Genomic DNA, 22743 nt, shown 5'->3' with positions numbered 1-22743 from the left:
AGTCGAAACATCTTTGACTGATACACCGCTTTCGCGAGCAAGCCCGCTCCCACACAAAGCGACTCCCACACAAATCAAATTCAGTGGCCCACGCCACACAGGGAGAAAACATGGCTGTTGATATTTTCATCAAGATCGGCGACATCAAGGGCGAGTCCATGGACAAGGCCCACAAGGACGAAATCGACGTGCTGAACTGGAGCTGGGGCATGGCCCAGTCCGGCAATATGCACGTGGGCGGTGGCGGCGGCGCGGGCAAGGTGAATATCCAGGACCTGTCGCTGACCAAGTACGTCGACAAGGCCTCGCCAAACCTGATGATGCACTGCGCCAGCGGCAAGCACATCGACAAGGTCAAACTGACCGTGCGCAAGGCCGGTGGTGAAAGCCAGGTCGAGTACATGGTCATCAACCTGGAAGAAGTGCTGGTCACGTCCCTGAGCACCGGCGGTTCGGGTTCCGATGATCGCCTGACCGAGAACGTCACCCTGAACTTCGCCCAGGTGATGGTCGACTACCAGCCGCAGAAAGCCGACGGCACCAAAGACGGCGGCGCGATCAAGTTTGGCTGGAATATCCGTTCCAACACCAAGCGCTGATAGCCCTTGACGCCGTGGCCACGCGCCACGGCCTCAGTTCAATTGCCCCTCTCACAACCCGTCCGTGGAGCTGCTTTGGTGGTCACTGAAATCGCTTCCCGCGACCGTCTGCAACCGTCCCTGCTGGACCGGTTGACCGATGACGATCCAACCAATCCCAAGGAAAGCGCCGACAAACGCGTGCTGTCCCTGACCCAATTGAAAGCCTCGGTGCTGCGCGACCTGGCGTGGCTGCTCAACACCACGTCGTTGCTGGATGCCGATGCCACGCTGCACACCCAGGCCGGGACTTCAGTGGTCAATTACGGCCTGCCGGCGCTGGCGGGCAACAGTGTGTCCAGCGTCGATATCAAGGCCCTGGAAGCGTTGATCTACCAGGCCATCGCCACCTTTGAACCGCGCATCCTGCGCCACACCTTGCGGGTCAAAGCCCGCGTCGGCCATGGCGAGATGAACCACAACGCGCTGAGTTTCGAGATCGAAGGCGACCTGTGGGCGCAGCCTGTGCCTTTGCGCCTGTTGCTGCAAACCGACCTCGACCTGGAATCCGGCCACGTGCGTGTGGTCAATGCCGACCAGCGGAGACGCCCATGAACCCGCGCCTGCTGGAGCTGTACAACCAGGAACTGCACCACGTGCGCGAAAGCGCCGCCGAGTTCGCCAAGGAATACCCGAAGATCGCCAGTCGGCTGACCCTGTCCGGCATGGACTGCGCCGACCCGTACGTCGAACGCTTGCTCGAAGGCTTCGCCTACCTCACGGCCCGCGTGCAGCTCAAGCTCGACGCCGAGTACCCGACCTTCACCCACAACCTGCTGGAAATCGCCTACCCGCACTACCTCGCGCCAACACCGTCGATGACCGTGGTGCAATTGCAGACCGACCCGGACGAAGGCTCGCTGGCCAGCGGTTTCCCCCTGCCCCGCGACACCGTCCTGCGTGCCGCGTTGGGCCGCGAAACCCAGACCTGCTGCGAGTACCGCACCGCGCACCCGGTGACGCTGTGGCCGCTGCAAGTGAGCAACGCCGAGTACTTTGGCAACCCCGCCGCCGTGCTCGGGCGCCTGGCCGCCAGCGAACCGAAAGCCAAGGCCGGCCTGCGCCTGACCTTGCGCACTGGCGCCGAACTGCCGTTCAGCAGCCTCGACCTGGACAACTTGCCGCTGTACCTCAGCGGTGCCGATGAACAGCCGTTCCGCCTCTACGAACAATTGCTCGGCAACGCCTGCGCAGTGTTCGCGCGCAAGCCCGGTGGCGATTGGGTCGAGCGCCTGCCGCCAGACGCGCTGCGTTCCCGTGGCTTTGACGACGCCGACGCCGCCATGCCAGTGGTGGCGCGCGCGTTCCAGGGCTATCGCCTGTTGCAGGAATACTTCGCCCTGCCCCACCGCTATCTGTTCGTCGAGTTCGCCGAGCTGAGCCGCGCGGTCAAGCGCTGCGACGGCCAGGAGCTGGAACTGATCGTGCTGTTCGACCGCCACGAGCCGAGCCTGGAAGGCAGCGTCGGTGCGGCGCAGTTCCTGCCGTTCTGCACGCCGGCGATCAACCTGTTCCCGAAACGCGTGGACCGTATCCACTTGTCCGACCGGGTCAACGAACACCATGTGATCGCCGACCGCACGCGGCCGATGGATTTCGAGATTCATTCGTTGAGCGGCCTCACCGGCCATGGCACCGGGCCGGAGCAGCCGTTTTTGCCGTTCTATGCGGTGCGTGATCCGTCGCGCTATGGCCGCGACCAGGCGTATTACACGGTGCGCCGCGAACCCCGCGTGCTGTCCAGCGACCAGCGCCGCAACGGCCCCCGCTCCACCTATGTGGGCAGCGAAACCTTTGTCAGCCTGGTGGACAGCCGCCAGGCGCCGTACGGCCACGACTTGCGCCAGCTCGGCGTTACCGCGTTGTGCACCAACCGCGATTTGCCGCTGTTCATGAGCGTGGGCAATGGCAAGACCGACTTCACCCTGGCCGACAGCGCGCCGGTGCTGGCCGTGCGTTGCGTCGCCGGCCCAAGCCGCCCGCGCACCAGCCATGCCCACGATGCCAAGGCTTGGCGATTGATTAGCCAACTGTCGCTCAACTACCTCTCGCTCAGCGAACAAGGCCAGGGCGCCGGCGCCTTGCGTGAACTGCTGCGGCTCTATGGCGACAGCAACGACGCCGCGCTGCAATTGCAGATCGAAGGCCTGCGCGAAGTCAGCAGCAAAGCCGTGACCCGGCGCCTGCCGATGCCCGGCCCGATTGTGTTTGGTCGCGGCCTGGAGATCACCCTGGAGTTCGATGAAAACGCGTTTCGCGGCACCGGCGTATTCCTCCTCGGCGCGGTACTGGAACGCTTCCTCGCACGCTACGTGTCGATCAACAGCTTTACCGAAACGGTGATCCGCACCACCGAGCGCGGCGAGATCATGCGCTGGAAAGCCAAGCCCGGGCGGCGGCCAACCCTGTGAAGACCCTGGACGCGATGCATCAGGAGCCCTGGGAATACGATTTCTTCCAGGCATTGCGGCGGATCGAGTGCGAATCGCCAGACCTGCCGCGCCTGGGCCATTCCCTGCGCCTGGCGGACGATCCCTTGCGCCTCGGTCAACAAGCCGATTGCACCTTCGCCCCGGCCACGCTGGCCTCGGTCGATCCCGGCGGCGACGGCAAACCGGCGCGCCTGGAGCAGTTCTTCTTCGGCCTCGGCGGCCCCAACGGCCCGTTGCCGCTGCACATCACCGAGTACGTGCGCGAGCGCCAGCGCAACAACGCCGACAGCACCAGCAAGCAGTTCCTCGACGTGTTCCACCACCGCCTGCTCAGCCTGTTTTACCGGGCCTGGGCCGAGGCGCGGCCGACCGTCAGCCACGACCGCCCGCACGATGACTACTGGTCCGCGCGCCTCGCCGCCTTGAGTGGCCGTGGCATGCCGAGCCTGTTGAATCAGGGTTTGATCCCCGACACCGCGAAGCTGCATTACAGCGGCCACCTGTCGGCGCAAACCCGTTACCCGGACGGCTTGAAGGCGATCCTCAGCGAGTACTTCGGCCTGCCGGTGGCGATTGAAGAGTACATCGGCCAATGGCTGGAGCTGCCCGAACGCAGCCGCGTCGGCGTGAGCGCCAACCGCCTGGGCGTGGACTTTTGCCTGGGCAGCCACGTGTGGGACCGCCAGCATAAATTCCGCATCCGCCTCGGCCCGCTCACCCTTGACGACTACATGGGCATGTTGCCCGGCCAGCAGCCGTTCAACGAGTTGGTTGCGTGGGTCGCCGAGTACCTGGGCCATGAATTGGACTGGGACTTGAACCTGGTTTTGCAACAACCCGAAGTGCCGGCGCTGCAACTCAATGGGCAGTTCCGCCTGGGCTTCAATACCTGGCTCGGTCAACCCGAGCGAGACGCCAACGACCTAATCCTGGCCCGGCACTACGCCGATCACGCCACCACCTCAAGGAATCCAGAGCATGGGTGAAATCAGTCGCGCCGCGCTGTTCGGCAAACTCAACAGCGTGGCCTACAAGGCCATCGAAGCCGCCACGGTGTTCTGCAAATTGCGCGGTAACCCGTATGTGGAACTCGCGCACTGGTTTCACCAGTTGCTGCAACTGCAGGACTCGGACCTGCACCGCATCATCCGCCAGTTCAACGTCGAGCCGGCGCGCCTGGCCCGCGACCTCACCGAAGCGCTGGACCGCCTGCCACGCGGCTCGACCTCGATCACCGACCTGTCCTCCCATGTGGAAGAAGCCGTGGAACGCGGCTGGGTCTACGGCAGCCTGATGTTTGGCGAAAGCCAGGTGCGCACCGGCTACCTGGTGCTGGGCATCTTGAAGACGCCGAGCCTGCGCCATGCGCTGCTGGGCTTGTCCGCCGAGTTCGACAAGATCAAGGCCGAAGCGCTGAGCGAGCGTTTTGACGAATACGTCGGCGACTCGCCGGAAAACGCCCTGAGCGCCAGCGACGGTTTTAATGCCGGCGTTCCCGGCGAAGCCAGCGGCGCGATGGCGCCAAGTGCCATGGGCAAGCAGGAAGCCCTCAAGCGCTTCACCGTCGACCTCACCGAACAGGCGCGCAGCGGCAAGCTCGACCCGATTGTCGGCCGCGACGAAGAGATCCGCCAACTGGTGGACATCCTCATGCGTCGCCGCCAGAACAACCCGATCCTCACCGGCGAAGCCGGCGTGGGCAAGACTGCCGTGGTCGAAGGTTTCGCCCTGCGCATCGTCGCCGGGGACGTGCCGCCAGCGCTCAAGGACGTGGAACTGCGCAGCCTTGACGTCGGCCTGCTGCAAGCCGGTGCGAGCATGAAAGGCGAGTTCGAACAGCGGCTGCGCCAGGTCATCGAGGATGTGCAGGCGTCGGCCAAGCCGATCATCCTGTTTATCGACGAAGCCCATACCTTGGTCGGCGCCGGTGGCGCTGCCGGCACGGGTGACGCGGCCAACCTGCTCAAGCCCGCCTTGGCCCGTGGCACCCTGCGTACCGTGGCCGCCACAACGTGGGCCGAGTACAAGAAACACATCGAGAAAGACCCGGCGCTGACCCGCCGTTTCCAGGTAGTCCAAGTGGCCGAACCGTCGGAAGACAAGGCCCTGCTGATGATGCGCGGCGTGGCCTCGACCATGGAAAAACACCATCAGGTGCAGATCCTCGACGAAGCCCTGGAAGCCTCGGTCAAGCTGTCCCACCGCTACATCCCCGCACGCCAGTTGCCGGACAAATCCGTGAGCCTGCTGGACACCGCCTGCGCCCGCGTCGCCATCAGCCTGCACGCGGTGCCGGCGGAAGTGGACGACAGCCGCCGCCGCATCGAAGCCCTGGAAACCGAGCTGCAAATCATCGCCCGCGAGCATGCCATCGGCATTGCCATTGGTGCGCGCCAGACCAACAGCGAAGCGCTGTTGAGTGCCGAACGTGAACGCCTCACCACCTTGGAAAGCCGTTGGGCCGAAGAAAAAGCCCTGGTGGACGAACTGCTCGCCACCCGCGCGACCCTGCGCGAAACCGCAGGCGTGGTCGACAGCGGCAACGATGAACTGCGCGCCCAATTGGTCGACCTGCAACAGCGCCTGAGCGCCCTGCAAGGCGAAACCCCGTTGATCCTGCCCACCGTGGATTACCAGGCCGTGGCCTCGGTGGTCGCCGACTGGACCGGTATCCCGGTGGGCCGCATGGCGCGCAACGAACTGGAGACGGTGCTCAACCTCGACCAGCACCTGAAAAAACGCATCATCGGCCAGGACCACGCCTTGCAGATGATCGCCAAGCGCATCCAGACCTCCCGCGCCGGCCTCGACAACCCGAGCAAGCCGATTGGCGTGTTCATGCTCGCCGGCACCTCGGGTGTGGGCAAGACCGAAACCGCCCTGGCCTTGGCCGAAGCCATGTACGGCGGCGAGCAGAACGTAATCACCATCAACATGAGCGAGTTCCAGGAAGCCCACACCGTGTCCACCCTCAAGGGCGCGCCACCGGGTTATATCGGCTACGGCGAAGGCGGCGTGCTGACCGAAGCCGTGCGGCGCAAACCCTACAGCGTGGTGCTGCTGGACGAGGTGGAAAAAGCCCACCCGGACGTGCATGAGATCTTCTTCCAGGTGTTCGACAAAGGCGTGATGGAAGACGGCGAAGGCCGCGTGATCGACTTCAAGAACACCCTGATCCTGCTGACCACCAACGCCGGCACCGAACTGATTTCCCGCGTGTGCAAAGACCCGGCGAACGTGCCGGAGCCGGAAGAAATCGCCAAGGCGTTGCGTCAGCCGTTGCTGGAGATTTTCCCGCCGGCATTGCTCGGGCGCCTGGTGACGATTCCGTACTACCCGCTGAGCGACGAGATGCTCAAGGCGATCACCCGCCTGCAGTTGAACCGCATCAAGAAGCGCGTGGAAAGTACGCACAAGGTGGCCTTCGACTATGACGACGCGGTGGTCGACCTGATCGTCTCGCGCTGCACCGAAACGGAAAGTGGCGGGCGCATGATCGATACGATCCTGACCAACAGCCTGCTGCCGGACATGAGCCGTGAATTCCTCACGCGCATGCTGGAGGGCAAGGCGTTGGCGGGGGTGCGGATCAGTAGTCGGGATAACGAATTGCACTACCAGTTCAACGATTGACCTGACGGAACGCGGTAAAAACTGTGGGAGCGGGCTTGCTCGCGAAAGCGCTGTGTCAGTTGACACATCCGGTGGCTGACTCACCGCATTCGCGAGCAAGCCCGCTCCCACATTGGATTCGGTTTCTTCAGCTATCTAGTCATTTACGAGATGCCCGATGCTTTTTAACCAAGCCTCACGCCTGGCCAAGATCACCAGCCCCCTCGGGCCGGATGTGCTGCTGCTCAATGCCATGGGCGGCGGTGAGGAGCTGGGCCGGCTGTTCACCTATGAGCTGCAACTGACGTCCTTGGACGCCAACATCGACCTCAACCAGTTGCTCGGCAAACCCATGAGCGTCGGCCTGCAACTGGCGGACGGCGGTGAGCGGCATTTCCACGGCATCGTCGCGCGTTGCAGCCAGGATATCGACCAGGGCCAGTTCGCCAGTTACCAGGTGGTGCTGCGCCCGTGGTTCTGGCTACTCAGCCGCACGTCGGACTGTCGGATTTTCCAGAACCTGACCATCCCGCAGATCATCAAGCAGGTGTTTCGCGACCTCGGTTTTTCCGACTTCGAAGACGCCCTGAGCCGCCCGTACCGCGAGTGGGAATACTGCGTGCAGTACCGCGAGACCAGCTTCGATTTCGTCAGCCGCCTGATGGAACAGGAAGGCATCTACTACTTCTTCCGCCATGAACAGGACCGCCATGTGCTGGTGCTGGCCGATGCCTATGGCGCCCACACCACGGTGCCGGGCTACGCGTCGATCCCGTATTACCCCAAGGACGAGCAGCAGCGCGAACGCGACCATATGCACAACTGGCACCTGGCGCAGCAGGTGCAGCCGGGCTCGCTGGAGCTCAACGACTACGACTTCCAGCGCCCCAGCGCGAGCATCGACGTGCGCTCGGCGATGCCACGCCCGCACACCGCCGGCGACTATCCGCTGTACGACTACCCCGGCACCTACGTGCAAAGCCAGGACGGCGAACACTACGCGCGCACCCGCATCGAAGCCCTGCAAACCCTGCACGAACAGATCGAGTTCAGCGGCAATGCGCGGGGCCTGGGCTCGGGGCATTTGTTCAGCCTCACCGGCTTCAGTCGCCAGGACCAGAACCGCGAATACCTGATCGTCGGCATCCGCTACCACATCACCCAGGAGAGCCTGGAAAGCGGCGGCGGCTCGGGCGCGGCGCAGTTCAGCAGCAGCCTGAACTGCATCGCTGCCCAGCAAAGCTTCCGCCCGCTGGCCAGCACCCATCGGCCTATCGTCAAAGGCCCGCAGACCGCGCTGGTGGTGGGGCCCAAGGGCGAGGAAATCTGGACCGACCAGTACGGCCGCGTGAAGGTGCATTTCTACTGGGACCGTCATGACCAATCCAACGAAAACAGCTCGTGCTGGATTCGCGTGTCGCAATCCTGGGCCGGCAAGAACTGGGGCTCGATGCAGATCCCACGGATCGGCCAGGAAGTGATTGTGAGTTTTCTTGAGGGTGATCCCGACCGGCCGATCATCACCGGACGGGTGTACAACGCCGAGCAGACGGTGCCTTACGACTTGCCGGAAAACGCCACGCAAAGCGGCATGAAAAGCCGCTCCAGCAAGGGCGGCACGCCGGCCAACTTCAATGAAATCCGCATGGAGGACAAAAAGGGCCTGGAGCAGTTGTACATCCATGCCGAGCGCAACCAAGACATCGTGGTGGAGGTGGATGAGAGCCATTCGGTGGGGCATGACCGTAACAAGAGCATCGGGCATGACGAAGTGGTGACCGTTGGCAATGACCGCCTACGCGCGGTCAAGCATGACGACATGCTCATGGTGGGCTTTAGCAAGACCGACGCCATCAGCAAAAGCTACTTGATCGAAGTGGGTGAAAACCTGCGCCTGGTCTGTGGCAAAAGCGTGCTGGAGCTCAATGCCAGCGGGCAGATCAACCTCACCGGTGTGCAGATCAACGTGTATTCCGAAGGTAGCTCCGAGATTAATACCGGCGGCAACTTGCACTTGAACATTGGTGGCAAGGGCGGTACCACGCCCATGGGCCAAGGGATCAAGGGCGAAATCGATGCTGCCGTCAATTCCATGTTTCCCAAGCCGCCGTCCGGCCAATAACGAGACCCGAGTTTCATGACCTACCAACTCAACGAACTGCAACTCACGTTGCCCAGCGATGAGGTTCAGGATGCTTCTATCAATATCCTGAAATTCGCCGCGCTGGGTACGTCCTTAATCATCAGCCGCAGCCTCCTGGGTGACGGCGAGACGTTGCAGAGTAATTTTGAAGAGCAACTGGCCAAGCTCGAAAAACAGGTGCAAGACCTGCGCTACCAGCCAGCCCACGCCGTACGCGTGGGCGCGGCGCAGGATATCGATGCCATCGAAGTGCATAACCAGTTCAGCAAGGGTAGCGAGCGTATCTACCAATACCAGTTGGCGCTGCTGATTCCGGGAACCCGGCAGATGCTTGCCCTCAGCTATGTCAAAGCCCAGCCCCTGGGCGACGCCGAAAACGCCCACTGGGTGACGATCAAAAACACCCTGCTGCTGAACGCGAAACCTTGAAGCCCTTCTTCCATGTCTGACGCACTCTGGGCGGCGCGCCTCGGCGACGGCTTGCTGCACACCTCGGCGATGGCCGACATCCTCGGTGGCGTGTTGGAAATTGCCGCCAACATCGCGATTACAGCGGTCGCGACTGCTGCGATCGTGGCTGCCACCGGCATTACGGTGGTGACCGGCGGGCTCGGCTGCTTTGTGCTGGGCGCGGTGGTTGGCATCATCGTTGGCGTGGGCATGAGCAAGACGGGGGCGGACAAAGGGCTGACCAAGCTGTGCGACTGGATAGGCAGCGCGTTATTTCCGCCGGTGGTGATGGCGACCATTGCCACCGGCTCACACAACACCTTCACCAACGGCCTGCCTTCCGCACGCGCGGCAGGCGCCATCGGCCCCGTCAGTTCACAACCCAGCGAAGGTGGCAGCCCTGAAGAGGCCAGCTACCTGGACATGGCCAAGGGTTTCTTTGCGCAGATGTGGCGGCCCACCGTGGCGGTGCCTGCACCTGGGGCAGTGCCCAAGCCACTGGATATTGTGATCTGCACCAAGCACCCGCCCATGCCACCGCAGTTCATTGCCGAAGGCTCCAGCAAGGTCACCATCAATGGCCAGCCGGCTGCCCGCAGCGGCGACCGCAGCACCTGCGATGCCTCGATTGTCGAGTCGGGGATGATCTCCAGCAACGTGCGCATTGGTGGCGGCCCGGTGGTGGTCCGCGAGATCCGCAGCGGCAAGACGCCGGGGGTTGGGCTGGCCGTGACGGCGTTGTTGATGCTGCGCGGTGGTGGGTCGAAGTTCTTCAGCAAATTGCCGTGCATGGTGGTGGGTGGGCTGGTGTCGTGGGGCACCAGCCAGGTGACCAATGCCATGACCTCGGCAGTGGTTGGTTCGCCCAACCCGGTGCATAGCCCGACGGGCGCGAAGATTCTCGACGGTGAGGATGACCTGGATTTCGTCCTGCCCGGCCTGCTCCCCATCGAATGGCAGCGCTATTACAGCAGCCGAGACGAGCGCCGCGACGGTCTCTTCGGTGCCAGTTGGAGCGTGATTTACGAGGTCTTCGTCGAGATCAGTACGCACCCGGAAGGTGGCGAGCAACTGGTCTATACCGATGAACAGGCACGGCAGATCGACATGGGCGTCATCCCCTTGGGCGGCGCGGTGTTCAGCGCTGGCGAAGGCTTGAGCGTGCGGCGCCATACCAATGGCCAGCTGTTGATTGAAAGCGTCGATGGCCTCTATCGGCTGTTCGAGCCAACGCCGGGCAAACCCTCGCATCTGCGCCTGAGCCAGTTGGGTGATCGCAATGACAACCGCATCTTCCTCGACTATGACGTTCAGGGTCGCCTGAGCCTCCTGCGCGATACCTTTGACCATGGGCGCGTCGAGCTGAGCTACAGCCAGCAATGGCCAGGGCGGGTCGAACGCGTTGACCGGCTATACCTCGACCAGGCTCGAGAGACGCTGGTCAGTTATGCCTACGACACACGGGGCGACCTGGCTGAAGTTCGCGATAGTACCGGGCTCACGCAGCGCCGCTTCGCCTATGACAGCGCTCGGCACATGGTCGAGCACCAGTTGCCCACCGGGCTGCGTTGCTACTACCAGTGGGCCTGCGTGGACGACAGCGAATGGCGCGTCGTGCGGCACTGGACCGACGAGGGCGACGAGTACCGGTTCGACTATGACTTGTCGGCCGGCGTGACCCGGATCACGGATGGCTTGCAGCGTGTCAGCACGCGCCGCTGGAACCCGCAGTACCAAATCACCCAGTACACCGACAACCTGGGCAAAACCTGGCAATTCACCTGGAACGATGAGCGTCAGTTGCTCAGCGCGACCGACCCGCAAGACGGCCAGTGGCAGTTCAGCTACGACGAGTCCGGCAATGTGTGCAGCACCCAGGACCCCTTGGGCCGTATCGAATCCACATTGTGGCTGGAACATTGGTCGCTGCCGTTGGTGGAGACCGATGCTGCGGGGAGCGCATGGCAGTATCAGTATGACCAGCGGGGCAATTGCGTCAGTGAGATCGACCCGTTGGGGCATATCACGCGCTATCGCTATGACGCCTTTGGCCAGGTGGTGGAAATCATCGATGCCACGCACAAGAGCAAAACCCTGCGTTGGAATGAAACGGGGCAGCTGATCCAACATATCGACTGCTCGGGGTATCCCACCGCGTTTGAGTATGACCACCGGGGTCATTTGCAGGTGGTCATCGACGCCTTGGGTGAGCGCCTGCGCTATCAACACGACAGCCAGGGCCGCCTGCTGCAAACCGAAATGCCGGATGGCCGCACCGAGCACTACCAGCGCGATACCAGCGGCCTGCTGATTGGTTATACCGATGCGGCCGGCCACACCACCCGCTATCAATACGGCCGCCGTGGACAAGTGCGCCAGCGGATCGACGCCCAGGGTCGGCAGGTCGAGTTCCGCTACGACGCCTACGGCCACTTGCAGACGCTCACCAATGAAAACGGCGAGCACTACCGTTTTAGCTGGGACCAGGGCGACCGCCTCACGGCGCAGCAAGACCTCGATGGCAGTGCCCGGCGGTACGCCTATGACCCGCTGGATAATCTCACGGCCGTCGAATACGTGCCCTCGACGGATGCGCCCGCCATCGTGCATCGCATGGAGCGCGATGCTGTCGGTCGCCTGTTGGTGAAGCACACCGCTGATGGTCGTACCGACTATGCCTACAACCCTTTGGACCAACTCACCGCCGTCACCTTTACCGATAACGATCAGACCACCCGGGCGCTGGCCTTCGCCTACGATCCCCTGGGTCAACTGCTCACCGAACAGAGCGCAACCGGCAGCCTGAATTACCACTACGATGAACTCGGCAACCTGATCCAGACCCAACTGCCCGATGGCCGCTGGCTCAATCGCCTGTACTACGGCAGCGGCCACCTGCACCAGATCAACCTCGATGGCCGCGTCATCAGCGACTTCGAGCGCGACCGCCTGCACCGTGAAGTACTGCGCACACAGGGCCAGATCACCACTCGCAGCGAATACGACCGCAGCGGCCGCCTGCGCTCGCGCATACGTCGGTCCAGCAGCCAGCCCACGCAACTGCCGGCGGCCCAGCAAACACACTTCGACTACGACCCGGCCGATAACCTGATCGGGCGCCTGGAACGCGACCGCGACAACCGCCGAGACCAGCGCCAGCTGCTGCACTACGACGCCACCGGCCGCATCATCGCCAGCCAGGACAATATCCAGGGTCAGCGGGAAACCTTCGCCTACGATGCCGCCGCCAATTTGCTCGACGGCCCGCACGCCAATGCAGGACTCGTGGTGCATAACAAGCTGGTGACCTACCAGGACAAACGCTACCGCTACGATGGTTTCGGTCGAATGATCGAAAAACGCAGCGCAGCACGCGGTTTGCAGCGCTTCGCCTACGACGCCGAGCACCGCTTGATCGAAATACGCAGCCAGAAGGATGGGCGGGAAACGGTCGTGCGCATGACCTATGACCCGCTCGGTCGGCGCATCGCAAAAACCGAGCACGACAGCCATGGCTATCCGCTGGGAGAAACCCGATTCGATTGGGAAGGCTTGCGCCTGCTACAGGAGCACCGACACAGCCAGACCAGCCTCTACATCTACGAAGAAGACAGCTATGCGCCGCTGGCCCGAGTAGATGGAACCGGCGAGCATCAAAGCGTGCGCTACTACCATAACGACCTGAATGGATTGCCTGGGCAACTGACCGAGGCCGACGGCAAAACCGTGTGGCAGGCGCGGTATCAGGTATGGGGCAATACGGCTGAAGAGGTGCGCGAAGCGTACTTTATCGAAGAGCAGAATCTGCGGTTTCAAGGGCAGTATCTGGATCGGGAGATCGGGCTGCACTACAACACGTTTCGGTTTTATGATCCGGATGTGGGGCGGTTTACTACGCCGGATCCGATTGGGTTATTAGGTGGCATCAACCTCTATCAGTACTCACCAAACCCCATCACGTGGATTGATCCACTGGGTTGGGCTCCAGCAAAACCGGGTGACGTTATTGACTATGGAAAAAGCGCACCGGGCTTCGAAAAACACCATGGGATACTCGATGCATGGTCCAAGCACAACATCAAGGACTACGTATCTCGAAACGGCCAGACCCCAACCGTAGTGATGACTGTAGACCAACACAATGCCACCAAAGAGGTTGCTAAAGACTGGGTTCAAAAGAAAACAGGGAAACGCGGTTTTAAAGGTTTCGATTGGAAGAAAGTGTCGAAATTCGAAATACTCAGGCTGTCCAACAAAATGTTTGCAGCCGCCGAGGCTAAAGGTTTCCCGAAGGCTTCACGTGGTTTGTACAACAAAGCAATGAAAACCTACCTGCGTAAAGGATGCGGAAGATGAGCCTGATTAAAATCGTGGACTTGATTGAGAACGCTGACTGCACAACAGCGCCCTCTACTGGCTTACCAAGTCATGCAGTCCCAGATGACTTGGCGGAATTTTATAAGTCCTACAGCAGTGCGGTGTTCTACCCACAAGCTCGGTACAGCTTCACGATTCAGGCGCCAGATCTTGAACGCTCCGACTTTGTGGTCATGAATGAAGACTTGGAAGATCCCGACTCTGCCAACTGGTATGCGTTGGTTAAATGTGAAGATCAAGTCATTTCAATTGATCTGACACCAGGCCCGCACTTTGGGTACTGCTATGACTCGTTCTGGGACAGCTATCCGACGGCCGATGAGAGCACGCTGATCGCAAAATCCTTCACTGAACTGGTGGAGAGAATCATCAAATCTGGAGGAAAAAATCTATTCTGGATACCCGGTCACAGTTGATAGCGAGACAACGCGTGTGTGGTAATCAAAATCCTGCTCTAACTTAAGACAATGGACGGGTAACGGGGACTCATTTATTTACCGCTCCACCTGTCTTTACAACCAAAATAAATCTGTCCCCTTTCTCACACAAACCAACGCGTAAATCCAAAGGTCCTGGTAGATGCTGAATAAAATCACTTGGCAAGAGGGCAAGGTGCTCAGTTTGAATCTGAAAGATGATCTTTTTACGCTTGTGCAGATGAGAAAAAATTTCTACCTCCAGTTTTTTTACTTGAGAAGTGCTCAAGACACTTGGACAGACGTAGACCTCGAAAAAGCTGACACCTTGTTTTTCATTTTCACGTCCACGAAGGCCTTAAAAGGCCTGGCCGTCAGTGCGCAATCACAGGAGAAAATCTCCATAGATAAACGTCCCGCCGAGAAGAAAATGCTCAGAGCTATCATTGGCGGCAACTACGGAGCCGACCTGATAGAGCTGACCGACTCTTTTGAAACACTTGACGCGACCACGCTAAAAACAAATTTAACCGTCGCCGACGATCTGGACATTATTTATAAGTATGAACTGTCAGGAATGATCGGCGACCCAGAAAAGCTGAAAAACCGTCTGATCAACTATTTTGACAACGGCATTAACTGGGACACGTCCAAGGAATTTCTTTTTAAAGGAATACCGACGCCCCCGGCAAAAATCAAAAACGAACAGCCATGAAAAATACAGAATTAAACTACTGTCGAACTCATCACCTTAATCTGGAAGGCGAAGAAGAACTGGTCGCCGGCATCAAGGTCGTGTTCGACAGACTTATCGATCACCTGCTACGCCTTCCGGAGGATACGGATCAACCGACTATCCTGGCCTGCTTCAAACAATGCATGCTTGATATCAACGATTTTGAGCAAGACATCGAAACTGTTGAGCGTGAATCCATATTTGAGAATATCTATGCCTTAGGGGAGATCATGGGGCTTGATCCAGCAACAGAGTACGCCGAGGAATGGCGAGGCGACTGGTGAAAGCTTTGCAGCACCTTCTCACGCTGTACAGCGGCGGCAGGATCACTAGACAGCAACAAAAAATGGGCACCCGACCCAGTCGGCGTGCACATTTTTTGGTAACGGGGACTGGTAACGGGGGCTGATTTATTTACCGATCCAAATAAATCAGCCCCCTTTATCCATCCTATCTATTCAGCATCTGCTTCCGCGTTTTTTATCAGCCGCTTCAGCATTTTGTTCATGTGCTCATAGCGCTTCTCAACGACCTCCATGCGAGACGCTACCGTCGGTGTTTCCGATGACTCCGGCGCCACATACGGGTCGTAGACAAGCCCGTATCGTTTCGCGATTTCTTTCATCTGGTCTTCGGTGGCTTTCATCCTGCTTTCAAGAGCGTTCAAGCGCGAGTCCACATCAGTTGCCGCGCCAGGATCTTTACCCACCGCCTTGGCATCCGGCCCCTCATTAATGGAGAGTATGCTGTTGACCATTACTTCCGTTTTTATTTCAGCGCTTTCAAGACGTGCATCTAATTTTTGCTGTTCTGTCGCGGAAGGATCGTTGACGCTTACCGTACCGTCTGCGTTCTTTTCTTCAGCGCCCGGCATTTTAGCTTGTGCGTCAATCCTGTCCGTTATGGCGCGAGAAGCTATATGTTCCCCGGCAGTAAAGGGCAAGCCAATCAGTGCGCTTACGCCATGATTTATAAACGCGCTACGAGCACCGCTGGCGAGTTGACTCGAAATTGGCGGAAACACGTTTTTATTGTGCAAGTTTGAAATTGTTTTCGAACTGTTGACGGCATCGTTCGACCCATTTGGCCCACCCACTGGTTTTGGCTTTGGGGTTGGCTTTGGCGGCTTTGGTGTTGGCGTTGGCGTTGGCGGCTTCGGTGGCTTTGGGGTTGGCGGCTTTGGCTTTGGCTTGAAAAATTTAAAAATCCCGCGTTTAGTCCTGGTTCTCATCTCCTCTTCACTCGCCATTGGATACTGAGAAGAACGCCCGCTCTCATTACCCAAATCGCGTTCAACTTTCGCGCCGCTCGCAACTACTTGCTGTTTATCTGCAACTATCGGCGCTTTGACACCCGGAGTGTCAGGTTGAACCGACGGAATCTGCAAATGGGTATACGACTGATCAGACAGCTTCATAACTACACCTCTTAAATTTAATTGAGAGAGTGCTCCCTGCAACCTCGATGTTTAAGTGACATTTCACACACAGAGGTTCCGGCGTTTAAAAAAAACCGCACTAAGACGAATACAAGCTGTTGCAACACCCCTCTGCTCAAGCCATTTAAGCGTGTATATGAACGTCACCACCTACTTTTCTTGCCCCAACAAAAATGGGCACCCGACCCAGTCGGCGTGCCCATTTTTTCTACCACCCCGCCTCCCTTCGAGGCGATACCACTCTTACGGGTTGACGCTGTCTTTGAGCGACTTGCCCGGCTTGAACGCAACGGTGTTGCTGGCCTTGATCTTCACCGGCTCGCCGGTTTGCGGGTTCTTGCCGGTGCGGGCGCCGCGATGGCGTTGCAGGAAGGTGCCGAAGCCAACCAGGGTGACGCTGTCCTTGCGGTGCAGGGCGCCGGTGATTTCTTCGAGAACGGCGTTGAGGACGCGGTTGGCCTGTTCTTTGGTGAGATCCGCTTTTTCAGCGATGGCGGCTGCGAGTTCTGGTTTACGCATGAGTGAAGCCTCTTTGACGGTTTTTTGTTGTTATGTCCGTGCTGCTCTCTAACGGAGCAGCGCCCAAGGCGCCGCAGGCTCTACTCTGCGGCAGACGGGAGTGAGGATGGCATGCCCTCCGACGCTGCGCCAGTGTCGCGGCGACCTTTCTGGGGGTAGGAACGTGCTGATTCCGACAGAACGACCGCTATTTACGCCAGCAACGGTGGAAGTTCTTTGTTCAGGGCCAGTTTGTCCATGACAGCGCCGCCGGTCAGCGCATAACCCAGCAGGCGGCCGCTGGCGTCGCGGCACAGCGCCTTGATATCGGCACCCTGGCCTTCGACGCTCCACACGCCTTCGCTGCCCCGTGGCGGTGGCGAAACCACCAGCGGGCAGATCGGGGTTTTCACGGTGATGGGCATTGGCCCGTAGCTGACCGCCGTCGCATTGCCGGCCAACGTCTGGGCCAGGGCGCGGGCGCAGCTCATCAGTGGCATCACGTACAGCAGGTTCAGGCCATCGACCTCGGCGCAGTCGCCCAGGGCGTAGATATTCGCGTGGGAGGTCTTGAGGTGGCGGTCTACCGTGACCCCGCGACCGGTCTGCAAGCCGGCGGCGGCGGCAAGGTCGACCCGTGGGCGCAGGCCGATGGCCGAGACCACCAGGTCGCAGTGGATCACTTCACCGTCCGACAGGTGCGCTTCCAGGCCGTCAGCGCTGCGCTGCAAGCGGTTGAGCACCGGGCCCAGGTGGAAGCGCGCGCCGAGGCCTTCGAGGCCAGCCTGGACCGCAGCGGCAGCGGCCGGGTGCAGCAGGGTCGGCATGACTTGCTCGCACGGCGCCACCAGGTCGATCTCGTAGCCGCCGAGGATCAGGTCATTAGCGAACTCGCAGCCGATCAGGCCGGCACCGAGCAGCAGCACGCGGCGCTTGCCGGCCGCTGCGGCACGAAAGCGCGCGTAGTCTTCCAGGTCATTGATCGGGAAAATCAGCTCAGCCGCATCGCCTTCCACCGGCACACGCACGGTTTCTGCGCCCCAGGCCAGGATCAGGTCGCGATAGGCCACCGCCTCCTCGCCGATCCACAGGCGCTTGTGGCCCGGGTCGATGCCGCTGATGCGGGTATGGGTGCGCACTTCGGCCTTGAGTTGCTCGGCCATGGCGCCAGGTTCAGCCATGCTCAGGCCATCGGCGTCCTTGTTCTTGCCAAAACCGGTGGAGAGCATGGGCTTGGAATAGGAGCGACCGTCATCCGCAGTGATCAGCAGCAATGGGGTCTCGCTGTCGAGCTTGCGAAACTCCCGGGCCAGGTTGTAGCCGGCCAATCCGGTGCCGATGATCACGACAGGTGCGTTCATTCCCTTCTCCTTGTAGTAGGTTTCGTTGCTTAAAAATCAACCGATCTCGATCATTTCGAAATCCATCTTGCCCACGCCGCAGTCCGGGCACAGCCAATCTTCCGGGACGTCTTCCCAACGGGTGCCAGGCAGGATTCCGTCATCCGGCCAGCCGTCTTTCTCGTCGTAGATCAGGCCGCAGACTACACATTGCCACTTCTTCATTACTTGCTTCCTCAGGGTCCAGGCAGGTTGGCCGACGGTCGATAGATCCAGCGTTGCCGTACGGCTCAGGGCGTTTTGTACTGATCGGGGCGTGCAGATGCAAGCGTGATCGACGCAAACGGCGGCCCCACCCCGGCAAAAGGCCAGGGTGCCATGGTAAGCTCGCCGCCTCTTTTGCTGCCAATACTGACTCACCGTGCCGCACTCAATCGCCCTTCCCGATGCTTGCCAATGGCTGACCCAGAGCCTTCTGCGCCCAATGCCTGCGCCCCTGACCGCCAATTGGCTGTTCAACGAAGACTCGCTGACGCGCCGGCTGACGTGGCTGTCCAGCGACGGGTTCAGCGTGACGCCGCTGTTCGAAGGCTGGCAGCCGCTGCGGGACGACGAATGCGCCGCCCTGGGGCTCGCCCCGGCCACCGTCGGCTGGGTGCGCGAAGTGTATTTGCGCGGGCAAGGCCAGCCCTGGGTGTTTGCCCGTAGCGTGGCGTCGCGCAGTGCGTTGCAAGGTGATGGGCTGCACATGGATGAGCTGGGCAGCCGCTCCCTGGGCGAATTGCTGTTCTGCGACCAGGCGTTCACCCGCCAGGCGATCGAGGTGTGCCATTACCCGCGCCACTGGTTGCCCACCGCCGATCAGGCCGACGGGCTGTGGGGCCGCCGCTCGCGTTTCGATCGCGGGGCCTTGAGTGTCTTGGTCGCGGAAATCTTCTTGCCGAGCTTCTGGCATGCCTTGCATGCCCACCCGGAGAACTGCTGATGTATCAACGTCTGCTCAAATCCTTGAACCACCTGAACCCCAGGGCATGGGATTTCATCCAGTTGACGCGCATGGACAAGCCCATTGGCATCTACCTGCTGCTGTGGCCGACGTTGTGGGCACTGTGGATCGCCGGCAAGGGCTCGCCGTCCCTGCTCAACATCGTGATTTTCGTGCTCGGCGTGGTGCTCACCCGTGCCGGCGGCTGCGTCATCAATGATTGGGCCGACCGCAAGGTCGACGGCCATGTGAAGCGCACCGAGCAGCGCCCGCTGGTGAGCGGCAAGATCAGCTCGAAAGAGGCCCTGGTGTTTTTTGCCGTGCTGATGGGCATCAGTTTCCTGCTGGTGCTGCTGACCAATGCCAGCACCATCCTGCTGTCCCTCGGCGGCCTGGCGCTGGCGGCGAGCTACCCGTTCATGAAGCGCTACACCTATTACCCGCAGGTGGTGCTGGGTGCGGCGTTTTCCTGGGGCATCCCCATGGCATTCACCGCCGAGACCGGCAGCCTGCCCGCCACCGCGTGGCTGCTGTATATCGCCAACCTGCTGTGGACGGTGGGGTATGACACCTACTACGCCATGACCGACCGCGACGACGACTTGAAGATCGGCGTGAAGTCCACGGCCATTCTGTTCGGCGATGCGGACCGCGTGATTATCCTGACCCTGCAGGGGCTGGCGCTGGTGTGCCTGTTGCTGGCGGGCGCGCGGTTTGAGCTGGGGGGCTGGTTCCACGTGGGATTGGTTGCGGCGGCGGGCTGTTTTGCCTGGGAGTTCTGGTACACGCGGGACAGGGATCGGCTGAAGTGCTTCAAGGCGTTCCTGCATAACCATTGGGCGGGGTTGGCGATTTTTGTCGGGATTGTGTTGGATTACGGGTTGCGCTAGGTGCCAGCATTTGTAGTGAATGAACTGACGCCTTCGCGAGCAAGCCCGCTCCCACAGGGAAACGCATTCCAACTGTGGGAGCGGGCTTGCTCGCGAAGCTCTTAGCGGCGCTGCTGGCTCAAGGCTTGATCACATGCCAAGCCCCACCCTTGCCATCACCCGTCATGTCCCCAGCCTTCATATCTCCTTTAAAGGTGTAGACCGGCTTGCCTTGGTAAGCCCACTGGCTGGTGTTGTCACTGCGGGTGATGACGGTCCAACCGCCCATCGACTTATCGGTGGATTCAGCCTTCAGCGGCGGCCAGTTCGTCGCGCACTGGTCATTGCACACGGACTTGCCGTCGGCATCCTTGTCGAAGGTGTAGAGCGTCATCCCTTTGTGATCCACCAACATGCCGTCTTTGGTCATCGCCGGGTCCATCGCGAAGGCCAGGGTCGGCAGCGTCAACGCCGCCGTCACCAACAGGGCTTTCCAGGAAACAGTGCGGTAAGTCATCGGAACCTTCCTTTTTTGGTTGTCAGGATTCGGACCCAAAGCGTAGTCCAGAGAGACGCGAATTGCCCAAGCGACTAAATTACTGTCACACGACTGCAATAATTCCGTTATCTAATGCGGCGCAAGACAGTTAAATGACAAGAGGATTTAGGCATGGTTGGCAGGAGCATTCTGATCGTTGACGACGAAGCGCCCATCCGCGAGATGATCGCCGTTGCGTTGGAAATGGCCGGCTACGACTGCCTGGAGGCAGAGAACTCCCAGCAGGCCCATGCCATTATCGTCGACCGCAAGCCGGACCTGATCCTGCTCGACTGGATGCTGCCCGGCACTTCCGGCATCGAGCTGGCCCGCCGCCTCAAGCGTGACGAGCTGACCGGGGATATCCCGATCATCATGCTCACCGCCAAGGGCGAAGAGGACAACAAGATCCAGGGCCTCGAAGTCGGCGCCGATGACTACATCACCAAGCCGTTTTCCCCACGTGAGCTGGTCGCGCGTCTGAAAGCCGTACTGCGCCGCGCCGGCCCGACCGATGGCGAAGCGCCGATTGAAGTCGGCGGCCTGATCCTCGACCCCATCAGCCACCGCGTGACCATCGACGGCACGCCGGCCGAGATGGGCCCCACCGAATACCGCCTGCTGCAATTCTTCATGACCCACCAGGAGCGCGCCTACACCCGCGGCCAGCTGCTCGACCAGGTCTGGGGCGGCAACGTGTATGTGGAAGAACGCACCGTGGACGTGCATATCCGTCGCCTGCGCAAAGCCTTGGGCGATGCCTACGAGAATCTGGTACAAACCGTGCGCGGCACCGGCTACCGGTTCTCCACCAAGGGCTGAGCCAGCCGCTTTTTTTGACTTAAACAGCTGACAAGGACGCATGTTCAAGTGAACCAAAACTGGCATGGCACCCTGATCCGCCACATGCTCCTGTTGGTCACCGGCTGCCTGCTGGTAGGCCTGATCAGCGGCTACTACGGCTGGAGCCTGGCCATCGGCCTCGGCCTGTACCTGGGCTGGACCCTCAAGCAATTGCTGCGCCTGCATGAATGGCTGCGCCAGCACAAACCCGACGAAGCGCCACCCGACGGCTACGGCCTGTGGGGCGAGGTGTTCGACAGCATCTACCACCTGCAACGCCGCGACCAACGGGTACGCGGGCGCCTGCAAGCGGTGATCGACCGGGTGCAGGAGTCCACCGCGGCGTTGAAAGACGCGGTGATCATGCTCGACAGCGACGGCAACCTGGAATGGTGGAACCGCGCCGCCGAAACCCTGCTGGGCCTCAAGACGCCCCAGGACAGCGGCCAGCCGGTGACCAACCTGGTGCGCCATCCGCGCTTCAAGGAATACTTCGAGCAGGACAACTACGAAGAAGCCCTGGAAATCCCCTCGCCCACCAACGACCGCGTGCGCATCCAGCTGTACCTGACGCGCTACGGCAACAACGAGCACCTGATGCTGGTGCGCGACGTAACCCGCATCCATCAGCTGGAACAGATGCGCAAAGACTTCGTCGCCAACGTCTCCCACGAGTTGCGCACGCCGCTGACGGTTATCTGCGGCTACCTGGAGACGCTGCTGGACAACGTCGACGAGATCAACCCGCGCTGGAGCCGCGCGCTGCAACAAATGCAGCAGCAGGGTTCACGCATGCAGACCCTGCTCAACGACCTGTTGCTGTTGGCCAAGCTGGAGGCCACGGATTACCCGTCGGATAACCAACCGGTGGCCGCGCAAAGCCTGTTGCAGACCATCAAGAACGACGCCCAGGCCCTGTCCGGCCAACGCGGCCAGCAGATCACCCTGGAAGCCGACCCGCAGGTCTTGCTCAAGGGCAGCGAAGGCGAGTTGCGCAGCGCGTTCTCCAACCTGGTGTTCAACGCCGTCAAGTACACCCAGGACAAAGGCACCATCCGCATCCGCTGGTGGGCCGATGAACACGGCGCACACCTCAGCGTGCAGGACTCCGGCATCGGCATCGACGCCAAGCACCTGCCGCGCCTGACCGAGCGCTTCTACCGCGTCGATTCGAGCCGCAACTCCAATACCGGCGGCACCGGGCTCGGCCTGGCGATCGTCAAGCATGTGCTGCTGCGCCACCGCGCGCGCCTGGAGATCAGCAGCGTGCTGGGCCATGGCAGCACGTTTACCTGCCATTTCCCGCCGTCGCAGGTGACCCGCTCGCGGGTCCTCAGTACCGACGAATAACCCCCAGGCGACACAGGACTAAATGTGGGAGCTGGCTTTTGTGGGAGCGGGCTTGCTCGCGAAAGCGGTGTATCAGTC

20 protein-coding genes are annotated in these 22743 nt (G+C 60.7%); 15 read left to right on the top strand and 5 right to left on the bottom strand.

What is annotated here, in order from left to right:
* The first annotated feature begins 110 nt into the window (after positions 1-110).
* The 11 genes from NUV89_RS16440 (at position 111) to NUV89_RS16390 (ending at position 15088) form a co-directional block, all read left to right on the top strand.
* Positions 111-599: a type VI secretion system tube protein Hcp gene (locus NUV89_RS16440; protein ID WP_017735732.1), complete on the top strand. Its 489-nt coding sequence runs from the start codon at positions 111-113 to the stop codon at positions 597-599.
* 78 nt (positions 600-677) lie between these two features.
* Positions 678-1193, top strand: a complete 516-nt coding sequence (tssE, locus tag NUV89_RS16435) for a type VI secretion system baseplate subunit TssE (RefSeq protein ID WP_027608263.1) — start codon at positions 678-680, stop codon at positions 1191-1193.
* Positions 1190-3049: a type VI secretion system baseplate subunit TssF gene (tssF, locus tag NUV89_RS16430; RefSeq protein WP_257782156.1), complete on the top strand. Its 1860-nt coding sequence runs from the start codon at positions 1190-1192 to the stop codon at positions 3047-3049. Before tssE ends, tssF begins: the two co-directional genes overlap by 4 nt.
* Positions 3013-4056 (top strand): type VI secretion system baseplate subunit TssG, encoded by a 1044-nt coding sequence (gene tssG / locus NUV89_RS16425; protein WP_257782158.1) that lies wholly within the window; start codon positions 3013-3015, stop codon positions 4054-4056. Before tssF ends, tssG begins: the two co-directional genes overlap by 37 nt.
* A complete protein-coding gene (gene tssH, locus NUV89_RS16420; RefSeq protein ID WP_257782155.1) occupies positions 4049-6703 on the top strand; it encodes a type VI secretion system ATPase TssH in 2655 nt (884 codons plus the stop codon). Before tssG ends, tssH begins: the two co-directional genes overlap by 8 nt.
* 157 nt (positions 6704-6860) lie before the next feature.
* Positions 6861-8804, top strand: coding sequence for a type VI secretion system Vgr family protein (locus NUV89_RS16415; protein WP_257782154.1), 1944 nt, complete (start codon positions 6861-6863; stop codon positions 8802-8804).
* A gap of 15 nt (positions 8805-8819) precedes the next feature.
* Positions 8820-9254: a DUF1795 domain-containing protein gene (locus tag NUV89_RS16410; protein ID WP_257782153.1), complete on the top strand. Its 435-nt coding sequence runs from the start codon at positions 8820-8822 to the stop codon at positions 9252-9254.
* Positions 9255-9266: 12 nt separating this feature from the next.
* Complete coding sequence (locus NUV89_RS16405) at positions 9267-13631, top strand: RHS repeat-associated core domain-containing protein (RefSeq protein WP_257782152.1); 4365 nt, start codon at positions 9267-9269, stop codon at positions 13629-13631.
* Positions 13628-14068, top strand: a complete 441-nt coding sequence (locus tag NUV89_RS16400) for a hypothetical protein (RefSeq protein ID WP_257782151.1) — start codon at positions 13628-13630, stop codon at positions 14066-14068. The genes NUV89_RS16405 and NUV89_RS16400 overlap by 4 nt, the downstream gene beginning before the upstream one ends.
* A gap of 163 nt (positions 14069-14231) precedes the next feature.
* A complete protein-coding gene (locus NUV89_RS16395) occupies positions 14232-14783 on the top strand; it encodes a hypothetical protein (RefSeq protein WP_257782150.1) in 552 nt (183 codons plus the stop codon).
* The gene (locus NUV89_RS16390; RefSeq protein WP_257782149.1) at positions 14780-15088 is read left to right on the top strand and encodes a hypothetical protein; all 309 of its coding nucleotides are present in this window, start codon (positions 14780-14782) and stop codon (positions 15086-15088) included. Before NUV89_RS16395 ends, NUV89_RS16390 begins: the two co-directional genes overlap by 4 nt.
* A gap of 170 nt (positions 15089-15258) precedes the next feature.
* Here NUV89_RS16390 and NUV89_RS16385 read toward each other — a convergent pair whose 3' ends face one another.
* The 4 genes from NUV89_RS16385 to NUV89_RS16370 form a co-directional block, all read right to left on the bottom strand.
* Complete coding sequence (locus NUV89_RS16385) at positions 15259-16221, bottom strand: hypothetical protein (RefSeq protein ID WP_257782148.1); 963 nt, start codon at positions 16219-16221, stop codon at positions 15259-15261.
* 264 nt (positions 16222-16485) lie between these two features.
* Positions 16486-16761, bottom strand: a complete 276-nt coding sequence (locus tag NUV89_RS16380; protein ID WP_003213368.1) for an HU family DNA-binding protein — start codon at positions 16759-16761, stop codon at positions 16486-16488.
* Between the two features lie 191 nt (positions 16762-16952).
* Positions 16953-18101, bottom strand: coding sequence for an NAD(P)/FAD-dependent oxidoreductase (locus NUV89_RS16375; protein ID WP_257782147.1), 1149 nt, complete (start codon positions 18099-18101; stop codon positions 16953-16955).
* Positions 18102-18137: 36 nt separating this feature from the next.
* Positions 18138-18305 (bottom strand): rubredoxin, encoded by a 168-nt coding sequence (locus NUV89_RS16370; protein ID WP_015886569.1) that lies wholly within the window; start codon positions 18303-18305, stop codon positions 18138-18140.
* A 196-nt stretch (positions 18306-18501) separates the two neighbouring features.
* On the opposite strand from NUV89_RS16370, the gene NUV89_RS16365 reads away from it, so the two are divergent.
* Positions 18502-19065 (top strand): chorismate lyase, encoded by a 564-nt coding sequence (locus tag NUV89_RS16365; protein ID WP_257782146.1) that lies wholly within the window; start codon positions 18502-18504, stop codon positions 19063-19065.
* Positions 19065-19955, top strand: coding sequence for a 4-hydroxybenzoate octaprenyltransferase (gene ubiA / locus NUV89_RS16360; protein ID WP_257782145.1), 891 nt, complete (start codon positions 19065-19067; stop codon positions 19953-19955). The genes NUV89_RS16365 and ubiA overlap by 1 nt, the downstream gene beginning before the upstream one ends.
* Positions 19956-20073: 118 nt before the next feature.
* Here the strand turns inward: ubiA and NUV89_RS16355 are convergent, their stop codons facing one another.
* Complete coding sequence (locus NUV89_RS16355) at positions 20074-20451, bottom strand: hypothetical protein (protein ID WP_257782144.1); 378 nt, start codon at positions 20449-20451, stop codon at positions 20074-20076.
* A gap of 153 nt (positions 20452-20604) precedes the next feature.
* On the opposite strand from NUV89_RS16355, the gene phoB reads away from it, so the two are divergent.
* Together phoB and phoR are read left to right on the top strand one after the other, a co-directional pair.
* A complete protein-coding gene (phoB, locus tag NUV89_RS16350) occupies positions 20605-21294 on the top strand; it encodes a phosphate regulon transcriptional regulator PhoB (protein WP_003231714.1) in 690 nt (229 codons plus the stop codon).
* A gap of 84 nt (positions 21295-21378) precedes the next feature.
* Entirely contained in the window at positions 21379-22665 is a 1287-nt protein-coding gene (gene phoR, locus NUV89_RS16345; RefSeq protein ID WP_257782157.1) for a phosphate regulon sensor histidine kinase PhoR, read from the top strand.
* The last annotated feature ends 78 nt before the right edge of the window (positions 22666-22743 follow it).

The organism is Pseudomonas sp. 18.1.10 (assembly GCF_024655625.1).
Classification (GTDB): Bacteria; Pseudomonadota; Gammaproteobacteria; order Pseudomonadales; family Pseudomonadaceae; genus Aquipseudomonas.
This window is presented reverse-complemented; position numbering and strand designations above follow the sequence as displayed.

Excerpts from the sequence above, each read along its gene's own strand:
- NUV89_RS16440 (WP_017735732.1), top strand. The coding sequence starts at position 111 with ATGGCTGTTGATATTTTCATCAAGATCGGCGACATCAAGGGCGAGTCC.
- tssF (WP_257782156.1), top strand. The coding sequence starts at position 1,190 with ATGAACCCGCGCCTGCTGGAGCTGTACAACCAGGAACTGCACCACGTG.
- tssH (WP_257782155.1), top strand. The coding sequence starts at position 4,049 with ATGGGTGAAATCAGTCGCGCCGCGCTGTTCGGCAAACTCAACAGCGTG.
- NUV89_RS16415 (WP_257782154.1), top strand. The coding sequence starts at position 6,861 with ATGCTTTTTAACCAAGCCTCACGCCTGGCCAAGATCACCAGCCCCCTC.
- NUV89_RS16410 (WP_257782153.1), top strand. The coding sequence starts at position 8,820 with ATGACCTACCAACTCAACGAACTGCAACTCACGTTGCCCAGCGATGAG.
- NUV89_RS16405 (WP_257782152.1), top strand. The coding sequence starts at position 9,267 with ATGTCTGACGCACTCTGGGCGGCGCGCCTCGGCGACGGCTTGCTGCAC.
- NUV89_RS16400 (WP_257782151.1), top strand. The coding sequence starts at position 13,628 with ATGAGCCTGATTAAAATCGTGGACTTGATTGAGAACGCTGACTGCACA.
- NUV89_RS16395 (WP_257782150.1), top strand. The coding sequence starts at position 14,232 with ATGCTGAATAAAATCACTTGGCAAGAGGGCAAGGTGCTCAGTTTGAAT.
- NUV89_RS16390 (WP_257782149.1), top strand. The coding sequence starts at position 14,780 with ATGAAAAATACAGAATTAAACTACTGTCGAACTCATCACCTTAATCTG.
- NUV89_RS16385 (WP_257782148.1), bottom strand. The coding sequence starts at position 16,221 with ATGAAGCTGTCTGATCAGTCGTATACCCATTTGCAGATTCCGTCGGTT.
- NUV89_RS16380 (WP_003213368.1), bottom strand. The coding sequence starts at position 16,761 with ATGCGTAAACCAGAACTCGCAGCCGCCATCGCTGAAAAAGCGGATCTC.
- NUV89_RS16375 (WP_257782147.1), bottom strand. The coding sequence starts at position 18,101 with ATGAACGCACCTGTCGTGATCATCGGCACCGGATTGGCCGGCTACAAC.
- NUV89_RS16370 (WP_015886569.1), bottom strand. The coding sequence starts at position 18,305 with ATGAAGAAGTGGCAATGTGTAGTCTGCGGCCTGATCTACGACGAGAAA.
- ubiA (WP_257782145.1), top strand. The coding sequence starts at position 19,065 with ATGTATCAACGTCTGCTCAAATCCTTGAACCACCTGAACCCCAGGGCA.
- NUV89_RS16355 (WP_257782144.1), bottom strand. The coding sequence starts at position 20,451 with ATGACTTACCGCACTGTTTCCTGGAAAGCCCTGTTGGTGACGGCGGCG.
- phoB (WP_003231714.1), top strand. The coding sequence starts at position 20,605 with ATGGTTGGCAGGAGCATTCTGATCGTTGACGACGAAGCGCCCATCCGC.
- phoR (WP_257782157.1), top strand. The coding sequence starts at position 21,379 with ATGCTCCTGTTGGTCACCGGCTGCCTGCTGGTAGGCCTGATCAGCGGC.